12 protein-coding genes are annotated in these 12814 nt (G+C 66.5%); 7 read left to right on the top strand and 5 right to left on the bottom strand.

The genetic code is table 11. From position 1 onward, the window contains the following. Nucleotide 1 precedes the first annotated feature (1 nt). The 3 genes from flgA to flgF are packed head-to-tail and all read right to left on the bottom strand — an operon-like array spanning nucleotide 2 to nucleotide 2724. The gene (gene flgA, locus ABIA42_RS20185; protein ID WP_370121983.1) at nucleotides 2-1147 is read right to left on the bottom strand and encodes a flagellar basal body P-ring formation chaperone FlgA; all 1146 of its coding nucleotides are present in this window, start codon (nucleotides 1145-1147) and stop codon (nucleotides 2-4) included. 10 nt (nucleotides 1148-1157) lie between these two features. Then, nucleotides 1158-1946, bottom strand: a complete 789-nt coding sequence (flgG, locus tag ABIA42_RS20180; protein WP_271533132.1) for a flagellar basal-body rod protein FlgG — start codon at nucleotides 1944-1946, stop codon at nucleotides 1158-1160. Nucleotides 1947-1962: 16 nt separating this feature from the next. Continuing rightward, nucleotides 1963-2724 carry a flagellar basal-body rod protein FlgF gene (gene flgF, locus ABIA42_RS20175; protein WP_370121986.1) on the bottom strand — a complete coding sequence of 254 codons (762 nt, stop codon included), beginning with the start codon at nucleotides 2722-2724 and terminating at the stop codon, nucleotides 1963-1965. A gap of 383 nt (nucleotides 2725-3107) precedes the next feature. On the opposite strand from flgF, the gene fliL reads away from it, so the two are divergent. From fliL to ABIA42_RS20150, 5 genes are all read left to right on the top strand, one after another. Continuing rightward, nucleotides 3108-3605: a flagellar basal body-associated protein FliL gene (fliL, locus tag ABIA42_RS20170; protein ID WP_131874774.1), complete on the top strand. Its 498-nt coding sequence runs from the start codon at nucleotides 3108-3110 to the stop codon at nucleotides 3603-3605. 19 nt (nucleotides 3606-3624) lie between these two features. After that, nucleotides 3625-4827: a flagellar motor switch protein FliM gene (fliM, locus tag ABIA42_RS20165; RefSeq protein ID WP_061883026.1), complete on the top strand. Its 1203-nt coding sequence runs from the start codon at nucleotides 3625-3627 to the stop codon at nucleotides 4825-4827. Next, the gene (locus ABIA42_RS20160; protein WP_035675328.1) at nucleotides 4824-5270 is read left to right on the top strand and encodes a DUF6468 domain-containing protein; all 447 of its coding nucleotides are present in this window, start codon (nucleotides 4824-4826) and stop codon (nucleotides 5268-5270) included. The genes fliM and ABIA42_RS20160 overlap by 4 nt, the downstream gene beginning before the upstream one ends. 9 nt (nucleotides 5271-5279) lie before the next feature. Further along, a complete protein-coding gene (locus ABIA42_RS20155; protein WP_370121991.1) occupies nucleotides 5280-6035 on the top strand; it encodes a MotE family protein in 756 nt (251 codons plus the stop codon). 102 nt (nucleotides 6036-6137) lie between these two features. Further along, on the top strand, nucleotides 6138-9845 hold the full coding sequence (locus tag ABIA42_RS20150; RefSeq protein WP_370121994.1) for a tetratricopeptide repeat protein: 3708 nt from the start codon (nucleotides 6138-6140) through the stop codon (nucleotides 9843-9845). A gap of 9 nt (nucleotides 9846-9854) precedes the next feature. Here the strand turns inward: ABIA42_RS20150 and fliP are convergent, their stop codons facing one another. Continuing rightward, nucleotides 9855-10613 carry a flagellar type III secretion system pore protein FliP gene (gene fliP / locus ABIA42_RS20145; RefSeq protein WP_239625093.1) on the bottom strand — a complete coding sequence of 253 codons (759 nt, stop codon included), beginning with the start codon at nucleotides 10611-10613 and terminating at the stop codon, nucleotides 9855-9857. Next, on the bottom strand, nucleotides 10610-11584 hold the full coding sequence (locus ABIA42_RS20140) for a flagellar biosynthetic protein FliO (protein ID WP_370121998.1): 975 nt from the start codon (nucleotides 11582-11584) through the stop codon (nucleotides 10610-10612). The genes fliP and ABIA42_RS20140 overlap by 4 nt, the downstream gene beginning before the upstream one ends. A gap of 353 nt (nucleotides 11585-11937) precedes the next feature. Here ABIA42_RS20140 and flgB point away from each other — a divergent pair, with 353 nt between their 5' ends. Then, the gene (flgB, locus tag ABIA42_RS20135; RefSeq protein WP_271533118.1) at nucleotides 11938-12342 is read left to right on the top strand and encodes a flagellar basal body rod protein FlgB; all 405 of its coding nucleotides are present in this window, start codon (nucleotides 11938-11940) and stop codon (nucleotides 12340-12342) included. Nucleotides 12343-12378: 36 nt separating this feature from the next. Next, nucleotides 12379-12804, top strand: coding sequence for a flagellar basal body rod protein FlgC (gene flgC / locus ABIA42_RS20130; protein WP_028180906.1), 426 nt, complete (start codon nucleotides 12379-12381; stop codon nucleotides 12802-12804). The last annotated feature ends 10 nt before the right edge of the window (nucleotides 12805-12814 follow it).

Here is a 12814-nt window from a genome sequence, read left to right as displayed (position 1 = left end):
CCTACTCTGACTTGGCTGGAGCTTGCGGGAGACGAACTTGCGGGATCTGGGCTTCGGGGATCTGGGCTTGGGCGATCTGGGCCGCAGACGCGGGCTTCTGGATCAGGCTCTGCGCCAGGGCTGCGGCCGGCGGCACGTCGTCACGCTTGATCGACGAGGTCTGCTCGACGGCCGGCGCCATCGGCGCGGACTGACTTCCGCCCTGGACCGTCACTTGGCCGCGGCCGGTGACGACGCCGGTCAGCGTGCGCTTGGATTGCAGATTGAGCACGCTGACGGTGTCGCCCTCGGCGCCATTCTCGATCGCCTTGCCGCGCGTGGTGAGATAGAGGCCGGGCACCTGGTAGATGATGGTGACGGCCTGATCGCGCAGCACGAAGTCGGGCTTGACGATGTCGGCGACGCGGAGCGGCGTGCCCGCGCGCATCGGTCGGCGCAGCTGCATGCCGATGCTGCGGTCGCGCGTGGCCGGTTCCCCGGTGACCTCGGTCTTCGGCCGGCGCTCCAGCGAGACGTCGGAGGATTTCAGAAGCTCGGCGCGGTCGATGTCGCGGGTCAGCACGGCCACTTCCACGGTCTCGATCGCGGTGCCGGTGAAGCGCAACTTGGTCGGCGCCACATGGGTGTCGTTTGCAATCTCGAAGGCGATGTCGAAACGGCCGCTGCGGGCGTCGTAGCGGGTTCCGACCGGCTCGAGCGCACCGGTGTTGGAGGCATCGAGCCGCATCTCGGCGACGCTGCGGTCGAACGTGACGGTGATGTTGGCAGCTTCTCCGAGGCCGAAGCGGCGCTCGAGCGCAGCGGTGACCGCGTTCTGGATATCCTTGCTCGCGAGCGTGCGGGCGAGGCGGGTGACCTGGACCTCCTTGATGTCGCCGGTCGTGACGCCGATCACCTGTTTTGCCCGCAGCACCGAGAGCACTTGGCCGACCGTCAGCGTGCCGGTGGTGCCGAGATCGGGCGAGCGGTAGACCGGGATCAACGCGGCGGATCCCGCGTTCTCGATGAGATCGCCGATCCGCACCACGTCCGCCGTGACGGTGACGCTTGCGCGCAGCGCCGGCGAGGCGATGAATTCGTCGGCGGCCGCTGCCGGCAGCGCCAGCAGGAGAAGGGTGGAGATCGAGGCGAGCGTGGTGCGGATCATCGTCATCACCTCAGCGGAACAGCGCCGTGGTCGACTGCATCATCTGGTCGGCCGCGCTGATGACCTTGGCGTTCATCTCGTAGGCGCGCTGCGCGGCGATCAGGTCGCTCATCTCCGAGACGACGTCGATATTGGCCTGCTCCAGGCTGCCCTGCGTGATCTTGCCGTAACCCTCGGAGTTGGCGGTGCCGTCCTGCGGCGCGCCGGAGGAGGGGGTCTCGATGAACTGGTTGTTGCCGACGGGCTGAAGGCCTGCCTTGTTGATGAAGCGCGTGACGCCGAGTTGGCCGATGATCGACGAGGTCGTTGAACCCGGCAGCGTCACCGAGACCTGGCCCTGCTCGCTGACGGAGATCCCCGAGGCGTTGTTCGGAATGGTGATGGTCGGCTGCACCGGGTTGCCCTGCGCGGTGACGACGCGGCCCTGATTGTCCATCTGGAAGGTGCCGTCGCGGGTGTACTGGTAGGTGCCGTCGGGCATCAGGATCTTGAAGAAGCCATCGCCCGAGATCGCGAGATCGAGGTCGTTGCCGGTCTGCGACAGCGTTCCCTGCGTCATGCTGCGCGGCGTGCCGACGGTCTTGACGCCGCCGCCGATGTCGACGCCGACCGGCAGGATGGTGCCCTGGTCGGACGACTGGGCGCCAACGCGGCGGACGTGCTCATAGATCAGGTCCTGGAATGCCGCGGTCTGCTTCTTGAAGCCGGTGGTGCGCAGGTTGGCGATGTTGTTGGAGATCACCTGAACGTTGAGTTCCTGTGCCGCCATTCCGGTCGCCGCGGTGTGAAGCGCCTGCATGTCAGTTCTCCTTCAATCAGGCCGGAACGTCGGCGAGCTTGTCGATCGCCGATTTGTGGAGGTCGCTCTGCTGCTGGAGCAGGCTGGCGATCGCGGTGTAGCTGCGCATCACCTCGACCATGCGGGTCATCTCGCCGACCGCATTCACGTTCGACTTCTCGATGTAACCCTGCTGCAAGGTGGACTTGGTGTCGGCCTGCTGGTTGGCCGAGCCGGCGCCATAGAGATTGCCGCCGAGCTTGGTCAGCTTGGCCGGATCGTCGAACGACACCATGCGGATCTTGCCGCGGATCGAGTCGGTTCGCGCCGTGCCCTCGAGCACCGTGACGGTGCCGTCGGGCGCGACATTGATGTCGTGGTCGGTCGGCTGGAAGGTAATCGGGCCGGCATTGCCGAGCACGAGATTGCCGCTCGCGGTGACGAGCTGGCCGGTGCTGTTGAGCGAGAACTTGCCGTCGCGGGTATAGAGCTCGCCGCCATTGGCCTGCACCGCGAAATAGGCGTTGCCGTTGATCGCGATGTCGAGCGGATTGTTGGTCGCCTCCATCGGCCCCTGGCCGACGTCGCGGAAGGTGCCGCGATCCTGCACATAGGAGATCCGGCGGTCGCGACCGATGAAATTGTCATGACGTGCGTTCGAGTTGAGATACTCCTCGAACATCGAATGGTCGGCCTTGAAGCCGTTGGTGTTGGCATTGGCGACGTTGTTGGCGATGACGTCCATCTGCCGTTCCAACGTCATCTGCCGTGACAAGCCGATCAGAAGCGCGTTCTGCATCGGAAATCTCCCCTGAGTGAGATCTGCCATTTCGCTCTCCCAAGCGCCTTGGCGGATCCCGTGAACGAGACCTCGGGTTCTCCCAAACCGTGAGGTCTCGATCCTCTCTCAGCGAAAGCCGTGCCAACTCGAAAAATTTCGTAATTTCAAATGGTTGTTGATTTTTGATGGGCGCGGAAGGGCGGCAGAAAGGTTCTGTTAGCCATGTTTGCCCGGCAGATTTTTCCTAGCGGAGGCCCAATCGAAAGGTTCCGTTAACCATTATTACCGTAGCGTTTGCGCATCAGAGGAGCGCATTGCGCTGGGGCATTTGTATCGCGTCACTGTCTGCCAGGAGGCTTCGCTCTTTCGACCCCTTTGAGAAATGAACGAGCGCGGCAACCATGGCAGAGAATGAGGAGGGCGGCGCAGCCGCCGACGGCGCGGAAGCCGCTCCGCCGAAGAACAAGCTCAAGCTCATCATCATGGCCGTCGGCCTGCTCGCCGTCCTCGGCGGCGGTGCGGCGACCTGGTTCTTCTTCTTCCGTCACGGCGAGGGCGAGCACCATGCCGAGGCCGCGCCGCCGCCGAAGCCGCCGGCCTTCGTCGACGTGCCCGACCTGATGGTCAACCTCGCCGGCTCGCCCGGCGAGCGCGTGCAATATCTGCGCCTGAAGATCGTGCTGGAGCTGAAGGAAGAGAAGCAGATCGAGGCGATCAAGCCGACGATGCCGCGCGTCACCGACATCTTCCAGACCTATGTGCGCGAACTGCGCCCCTCCGACCTCAACGGCTCCGCCGGCATTTTCCGCCTCAAGGAGGAGCTGACCAAGCGCGTCAACGCGGCGGTCGCCCCGATCCAGGTCAGCGCGGTGCTGTTCAAGGAAGTCGTGGTCCAGTGAGCATGGCGGACTAGGGATCATGGCGGGCAACGACCAGGTCGACCAGGATGCAATTGCCGCCCAGTGGGAGGCCTCGCTCGATTCCGAGGATCCCGCCGAGGCCGCGAAGGCTGCCGCCGAGAACGAGCTGTCGGAAACCATGGCCCTGCAATGGGCGGCCATGGTCGAGGACGGCAGTCGCGATCTCGGCACCGGCAAGAACTCCGGCGAGCGGGTGTTGTCGCAGGAGGAGATCGACAATCTCCTCGGCTTCACCGTCGGCGACGTCACGCTCGACGATCATTCCGGCATTCGCGCGATCATCGATTCGGCGATGGTCTCCTACGAGCGTCTGCCGATGCTCGAAATCGTCTTCGACCGCCTGGTGCGGCTGATGACGACGTCTTTGCGCAACTTCACCTCGGACAATGTCGAAGTCTCGCTCGACCGCATCACCTCGGTGCGTTTCGGCGACTACATGAATTCGATCCCGCTGCCCGCCGTCCTCACTGTCTTCAAGGCGGAGGAGTGGGAGAACTTCGGCATGGCGACGGTCGATTCCAACCTGATCTATTCGATGATCGACGTGCTGCTCGGTGGCCGCCGCGGCACCAGCCAGCTCCGCATCGAGGGACGGCCCTACACCACGATCGAGACCGAGCTGGTCAAGCGGCTGGTCGAGGTGGTGCTGGCCGATGCCGAGCAGGCGTTCCGGCCGCTGTCGCCGGTGACCTTCACGATCGACCGGCTCGAGACCAATCCGCGTTTCGCCGCGATCAGCCGTCCCGCCAACGCCGCGATCCTGGTCCGCCTGCGCATCGACATGGAAGACCGCGGCGGCAATATCGAGCTGCTGCTGCCTTACGCGACCATCGAGCCGATCCGGGGCGTCCTGCTCCAGATGTTCATGGGCGAAAAGTTCGGCCGCGACCCGGTCTGGGAAGGCCATTTCGCCACCGAGATCGTGCAGGCCGAGATCGCCGTCGATGCGGTGCTCTATGAAGCCGACATTCCGCTCAAGCAGCTGATGCGGCTCAAGGTCGGCGACACGCTGCCGCTGGACATGCGCGCCGACGCCAACGTCACCGTGCGCTGCGGCGACGTCACGCTGACCGAGGGGCGGATGGGCCGGGTCGGCGACCGCGTCGCGATCCGCGTGACGAAACCCTTGCGCAAGCCAAGTACGACACTGGCGATGTTCGAGAAGGTGGACGAGCAGAACAAGATGATGGAGGCCCCATGAACCACTCCCTGGGAATGGCGATCGAGACGCTGGTGGCTATCCTGCTGATGCTGACGATCGTCTACTGCGTCATGCTCAACAAGCGGCTGACGCGGCTGAAGGCGGACGAGCATTCGCTGAAGGCGGTCATCGGCGAGCTGATCACGGCGACGGAGATCGCCGAGCGCGCGATCGGCGGGCTGAAGCTGGCCGTGCGCGACGTCAACGAGAACCTGGGCAGCCAGCTCGCCGCCGCGACGCAGATGTCGGACCAGCTCTACAAGCAGCTCGGCGAGGCCGACAACGTGGTGCGGCGCCTGTCCAAGATCGCGATCGCCGCGCGTCCCGTGACGAACCCCGAAACAGCTGCCGCGCCTGCGGCCAAGCCGTCGACGGCGAAGGCGGTGGCGGCTGCGGCCGAAGCCTTCTCCGAGCGCCGGCGATCCAACGGCCTTGCCGCATAAAGCCTGGGTATGAAGTCCTTTCGTAACATCCGCGTCATTCCGGTCGTCCTGGTCGCCGTCGCAGGCCTCGCCACGCTGAAGGTGGCGGGCCTTGCGATCAATGGCGGCTATGTCTTCGACTACAAGCCGAACCAGAAGTCCTGGGCCGAGGAGAACCTGAACTTCCCGACCGGTCGCGCGGACCCCGACATCACCGGATCGACCCATGGTGCGCCGAAGGAAGCGCCGAAGCCCGCCGCGCCCGAGACCAAGCCCGAGGGCACCGTGGTCAAGGTGGAGGAAGGCCAGCCGCAGGTCTCGGCCTCGGAACGTGCGATCCTGGAACGGTTGCAGGCGCGGCGGCAGGAGATCGAGGCCCGCCAGCGCGAGATCGACATTCGCGAAAGCCTGCTGAAATCGGCCGAGAAGCGCATCGAGAACAAGGTCGAGGAGATGAAGGCGGTGGAAACCCGCATCTCCGCGACGCAGGCCGAGCAGAAGGCCGCCGAAGCCCAGCGCATGAAGGGCCTCGTGACCATGTACGAGGGGATGAAGCCCAAGGACGCCGCGCGGGTGTTCGATCGGCTTGAGATGGGCGTGCTGATCGAGATCGCCTCGGCCATCGCGCCTCGCAAAATGTCGGACATCATGGGATTGATGTCGCCGGAGGCTGCAGAGCGGCTGACGGTCGAGATGGCTCGCCGCGCCAATGGCGGCGGCGATCAGTCGGCCTCGGCCGGCGATCTTCCCAAGATCGAGGGCAAGCCGACGCAAAAGCCGAATTGAGGGCTCATACTTAAGAAGTCCTTAATTGGGAAAACCTTAGATTCGACGGCACGGGCCGGCGCCAGTGCCGGCACGCCCGCCGAACCGGAAGAAATGCCGCCAATGGCGCGAGAGGCTGCCGCTGGATTTGTGTCGCGAGCCCGCGCAGTGGCGCGGGGGTTGTCGCGTCATGTCCGAAAGGCGCGCGTGCTGGCGGCCTGTGTCCTGATTGGCCTCACGGCGCCGGCCCGGGCGGCCGATCCGATCCGGGGCGAGGCGAGTTTTTCCGCCGGCGGCGGCTTTGCCCGTCTTGTCATCAAGCTCGGCGAGGACGTTCCCTCCGAGGTGACGACCGCAGGCTCCATCCTCGTGATCCGCTTCGACCGGCCCGTCGACGTTCCCGTCGACCGAATTCCGGAAGGCGCGCCCGACTACGTGAACTCCGCCCGCCGCGACCCGGATGGGAGCGCGATCCGCCTGTCGCTGGCGCGGCGCGTCACCGTCAACACCATGAACGCCGGCGAGCGCACCTTCGTCGACCTGCTGCCCGAAGGCTGGAAGGGACCGCCGCCGAGCCTGCCCATGGACGTGGTCAAGGAGCTCGCCGAGCGCGCCCGCGTGGCCGAGCGCGCGCTGCGCGCCCAGCGCGCCGCGGCCGAGGCCAGGAAGCGTCCGCAGATCCGCGTGCGCGCCTCGGTGCAGCCGACCTTCGTGCGCTTCGTGTTCGAGATGCCCGACGGCGTCGGCGTCTCCTCCGTGCTCAACGAGCAGAAGCTCACGCTCGTCTTCAACGCCAACCTCAATTTCGACCTGGCGGACGCCGTCGTCGCGGCGCCGCCGAACGTCGCCTCGATCAAGCAGAAGGCCGACATCGATCAGACCAATGTCGAGATCGCGCTGATCGGCGATTCAGACGTGCATTCGTTCCGCGACGAGAAGAACTACGTCGTCGACGTCGCCTTTCAGCCCGACAAGGGCAAGGCGGCCGCGACGCCCGAGGCGGCGATCGCGCAGATGAAGCCCGCCGGTCACGCACCTGCGCCGGAAAAGCCGGCGGCCGAGAAGCCGAAGGACCCCCGCAGCGAGATCGCGCCGCCGACCTCGGAGACGATCGCACGCGAAGCCAAAATCGACATCAAGCCCGCGGTGAAGCCGGAAGCGTCCGCCGCGCTGCCGTCCACTGAGGCGCCGAAACCGGCAGCCGCTCCCGCGGTCGAAGCTGCGCCTGCTCCGGAAGTGCCCAGGGACGCTGCGAAGCCGGCGCCCGCTCCCGAAGCTGCGGCGGCGGTTGCCAAGCCGGCGCCGGCCGATGCGCCGAAAGAGGCCGCGAAGGAGCCGGTCAAGGAAGTTGTCAAGGCTGCGCTCGCGGCCCCGGACGCGCCGCCGGCCGTCGCCGGCGTCGATGCGCGCCGCGACAGCGACGGCCTGCGCGTGACGTTCCCGCTTCAGGTCGCAACGCCGGCGGCGGCGTTCCGCCGCGGCGACACGGTATGGCTGGTGTTCGATACGCCGAAGCCGATCGATGTCGAGGCGATCCGCACCAAGGGCGGCGCGATGATCGGCGAGGTCGGCCGCATCCCGCTCGACAAGGGGCAGGCGGTGCGCATCCGTCTCACCCGTCCGCTGGTCTACTCGCTGACGAGCGAGGAGGTCGGCAAGGAGACCAACTGGCTGTTGACGCTCGCCGACAAGATCCAGGCGACGCCGCTGCCGCTGATGATGTCGCGCAACATCACCGATCCGGCGCTCGCCAACATCGCGATTCCCTTCGCCAATCCGGGCCTCCTGCACAAGCTCACCGACCCCGATGCCGGCGATACGCTCTACGTCGTCACCGCGCAGCGGCCGGTGCGCGGCTTCATCAAGCGGCAGGACCTCGTCGATCTCTCGCTCCTGGAATCCGCGCACGGCATCGCGATCCGGCCCAACTCCGACGAGGTCGGCGTCGAGGTCGGCTCCGACAAGGTGATTGTCGGCAAGAAGGGGGGATTGACGCTCTCGCCGGTGGACATCTCGGCCGAGCGGGCGCCGACCGCGGTGCGCCCGATCTTCAGCCCGGAAGGCTGGCGCAAGGGCCAGTCGGAAAACTTCATGGCGCGCCAGAGCGAGCTGATGATGGCGATCTCGGCGGTCGAACCGGCGTTGCGTTCGCTGCCGCGGCTCGACCTCGCGCAGTTCTACATGTCGCGCGCCATGTATCACGAAGCCAAGGCCGTCACCGACGTGATGCTGACCGATCCCCTCAACAAGGAGGAGAGTGGTGCGCTGATCATGCATGCGATCGCGAGCATCCTGATCGGCCGGCCGGCGCAGGGCCTGAAGGACCTCGCCAATCCCGTGATCGGCAACAGCCACGATTCCCAGCTCTGGAAGGCGCTCGCCTATGCGCGCCAGGGCAAATGGGCGGACGCGCGCGAGAAGTTCAAGAACGTCGAATTCGCCATCGCCTCTCTGCCACTCGACATCCAGCGCATCGTGACGATGGACGCGATGCGCGCCTCGCTCGAGGTGAAGGACTATGCCGGCGCCTCCAAGCGCCGCAGCGAGCTCGAGGTGGTCGGTGTCCCGCCTGAGGCTGCGCCCGGATTCGCCGTGCTGCGCGGCCGGCTTGCCGAGGCGCTCGGCCACGACAAGGATGCGCTGGACGACTACAAGTTCGCGGTCGCCTCGAGCGACCGGCAGGCCGCGGCCGAGGCCAAGCAGCTCGACGTCGCGCTGCGTCAGAAGCGCGACGAGATCAGCAAGGAAGAGGCGCTGCGCGAACTCGAGACGTTGTCGATGACCTGGCGCGGCGACACGACGGAGGTCAAGACGCTCCAGATGCTGTCGCAGCTGTATGCCGAGAACGGGCGTTACCGGGATGCGCTCACCGCCGCGCGCACCGCGACGAGGCTTCAGCCGAACGCCGAAGCTTCGCGTCAGGCTCAGGATCTCGCCTCCGAGCTGTTCACGCAGCTATTCCTCGGGCCGAAGGGCGACGAGCTGCCGCCGGTCGAGGCGCTCGGAATGTTCTACGAGTTCCGCGAGCTGACGCCGATCGGCCGCCGCGGCGATGAGCTGATCCGCCGGCTCGCCGACCGCCTCGCCTCGATCGATCTGCTCGACCAGGCCGCCGAGCTCCTGCAATACCAGGTCGATCATCGCCTTGAAGGCGCGGCACGCGCCCAGGTCGCCGCGCGCCTGTCCATGATCTATCTCGCCAACCGCAAGCCCGACATGGCGATCACCGCGCTGCGCGCGAGCCGCATCAGCGATCTCTCCGGCGAGCTCCGGCAGCAGCGCCTGCTCCTGGAAGCGCGCGCGCAGAGCGACGTCGGCCGCCACGATCTCGCGCTCGACATCGTCTCCAACGTCTCCGGGCGCGAAGTGCTCCGCCTTCGCTCCGACATCTTCTGGGCGGCGCGGCGCTGGCGCGAGTCCGCCGAGCAGATCGAACTCTATTACGGCGACCGGTTCCGCGACTTCAAGCCGCTCAATGCGGTCGAGAAGAGCGACATCATCCGCGCCGCCGTCGGCTATGCGCTCGCGGATGACTCGATCGGCCTGTCGCGCTTCCGCGAGAAATATGCGCCGCTGATGAGCGAGAGCGCCGACCGTGTCGCCTTCGACATCGCCAGCAAGCCGGCCGCAGCCTCGAGCGCCGAATTCGCCGAGATCGCCAAGCTGGCTGCCAGCGTCGATACGCTCGACGGCTTCCTGCGCGAGATGAAGCAGCGCTTCCCCGACGCCACGGCGCGCGCGCCCGGCGCGCCACAGGCCAAGGACGAGTCCGACCACACCGGCTCGCTGTCCACGATCCCGGTCGTGCGGCAGATCAAGATGACGCGGTAGAGGCCCGCCTCACCCCCCGTAGCTCTGCACCAGACTTCCTGCGACCAGCGACCAGCCGTCGACCAGCACGAAGAAGATCAGCTTGAACGGCAGCGAGATCGTCGCCGGCGGCAGCATCATCATGCCCATCGACATCAGCACCGAGGCGACGACGAGGTCGATGATCAGGAAGGGGAGGAACAACAGGAAGCCGATCTCGAAGGCGCGCTTCAGCTCGGAGATCATGAAGGCGGGAACGAGGATGCGTAAGGCGAGTTCGTCGGGGGTGGCCGGCGGGGGCTCGCCCGACAGATCCAGGAACAGCTTGAGGTCTTTCTCGCGCACGTTCTTCTGCATGAAGCCGCGCAAGGGGACGGAGGCGCGCTGGAGCGCATCCTCGACGCCGATCTGGTTGGCGACAAGCGGGCGGATGCCTTCGTCGTAGGACTTTTGCAGGACCGGGCCCATCACGAAGAAGGTGAGGAACATCGCGAGCGCAATGATCACCGAGTTCGGCGGGGCGGTCGCGGTGCCCAACGCGGTGCGCAGCAGCGACAGCACCACCACGATGCGCGTGAACGAGGTCATCATGATCAGGATCGACGGCGCGATCGACAGCACCGTGAGCAGCGCGATCAGCTGGATCGCGCGCTCGGTGACGCCGCCGCCGCCAGCGCCGCCGCCGAGATTGATGCTGATGTCCTGGGCATGCGCCGGCATCGCGAGCGAGGCCGCGCCGATCAGGACAGAAAGGAAAAGAACTCTACGCGGGAGGGCCGGCAACCTCACGAAGACGGCTTCGGACGGCCGAGCAGAGAGGCCATCTCGTCTTCGAGATTTTCAAAGCTGGTCTTTTCCGCGGCCGGCTTCGCTGCCGGGGCAGGTGGCGCCGGCGGCTCGCTGCGTGCGGCACGCGGGGGCGCGGCCGGCGGCTCCGGCGCAACCGGAGGTGCGATCGTTTCCCCGGCCGGGCGGCGCAGGGCAGCCTCCAGCCGCTGCGCCATTTCGGCGAGATTCTGCTCGGCGCTCGAGGGCACAGGGGCCGGTGCCGGCGGCGGAACGGGCGCAGCCTGCGGCACGGGCGGAGGCGGCGGCGGTGCTGCGGCGCGCTCGGGGCGCAGTGGCGGCATCTTCACCGGCTCACTCTGGCGCGGCGGACGCGGCATCAGCGGCGGTTCGCCGCGGGCGATGCGCGGCGGCAGGGGCTCGGGCCGTGGTTCGCGCTCGGGACGCGGCGCGATCGGCTCGGGTGTAAAGCCTCCCAAGGGCGGTTCGCTGCGACGTTCGGCCAGCGCAGGAGCAGGCCGGCGCACCTCATCGGCGAAGGATGGGCGGGCGGGGCGCGGTGGGGGCTCGGGCATTTGCGGCTCGGGATGATCGAGCAGTTCCGGCCGCGGCGCCTCGTCGGCCCAGCTGCCGACGTCGGGCATGGGGGCAAGGCGCGGCGGCTCGGCGGCGTTGGGACGCTGCGGGAGCTGGTCGCGGCTGGGCGCGGCGCGAACGATATTGGGCTCGACGACGATGTCGGTGGGGCCGCCGATCATCAGGAGATGCTCGACATTGTCGCGCCGTACCAGCACCAGACGGCGCCGGCCGTCGACCGCGGCGGCGTCGATCACGGCGAGCCTGGGCATCCTGCCGCGCTGGGTGTTGGCGCCCAGCCGACTGCTGCCGAATCGGCGAACCAGCCATGCAGCGACGCCGATCAACGCCAGAACGACGATGAACGCGACGATGAAGGTGATAGGGCTGCCTTGCATACTTGTCCCCGACAAATGGCGCTCTTCTCGTAGCCATGGTCAGATTTGCCAACCACCGGCGTACGATGCCCCAAGCTGCGATTTCTTAACGTTCCACGGCAAGTTTTGCCGTCCCCAACTCTTAATAACCCATGAATCGCCCGATCCAAAACGACTTCTTGGCCTGTGCACGCCCCGCCAAACGGTTGGGTTAATGCCACTTTTCGAGGCGTAGAATCACGGGCGCGCAAAATCGTGTCTCGCTCGGGGAAATGCATCGAGAGCGTCCTTAACCAGCTGTTAACCATACAGGCGGCAAATTCTGCCTAGCTTCGGACCTCGGGTCCGCAAGGGTGGCGGAAGGAGCCGCGACGATGTCCATCAACGACCTCCCGGTGCTGTCGGCGCTTCGCACCAAGATGCAGTGGCACCAGGAGCGCCAGCGCGTTCTGTCCGAGAACGTCTCCAATTCCGACACGCCCAAATTCCGGCCGCGCGACCTGGTCGAGCCGAAGCTCGACAGGACCGGCGCCGTCACGGGGTCCATGGGGCCGCTGGCCCTGACCCGTACCAGCGCCTCGCACATGACGCCATCGGGCGCCACCTCCGCATTCGACCAGGACAAGAACGCCGGCTTCGAGACCCGCCCTGCGGGCAACGCCGTCAATCTCGAGGAGGAGATGATGAAGGCCGCCAGCAACCAGATGGACTACGCGGCGGCGACCTCGCTCTATTCGAAGAGCCTGCGCCTGCTCAAGACCGCGATCGGCAAGGCCTAGGCGTGATCCCGCAACCAGGAGAGCTAGAGGCGCATCATGGCGAATGACAGCAGCGACTTTGCCCGCTCGATGGCGATCGCCACCTCCGGCCTGCGCGCGCAGGCCGGGCGCATGAGGGTGATCTCGGAAAACATCGCCAATGCCGACTCGACGGCGCAGACCGCCGGCGGCGATCCCTATCGGCGCAAGGTTCCGACCTTCTCCTCCGCGCTCGACCGCACGCTGGACGCGCAGGTCGTCACTCTCGGCAGGATCAAGCCCGACCAGTCCGACTTCCGCGTCAAATACGAGCCGAACAATCCGGCCGCGGATGCGAGCGGCAACGTCAAATATCCCAACGTGAACTCGGTGGTCGAGATAACCGACATGCGCGACGCGCAGCGGTCCTACGAGGCCAACCTCAACATCATCAGTGCGACGCGCCGGATGATCCAGCGCACGCTCGACATCCTCAAGAGCTGAACAGGACATC

The organism is Bradyrhizobium sp. USDA 327 (assembly GCF_041262065.1).
Lineage (GTDB): Bacteria > Pseudomonadota > Alphaproteobacteria > Rhizobiales > Xanthobacteraceae > Bradyrhizobium > Bradyrhizobium liaoningense.
The sequence above is the reverse complement of the archived record's forward strand: the minus strand, read 5'-3'. Positions and strand labels throughout refer to the sequence as shown.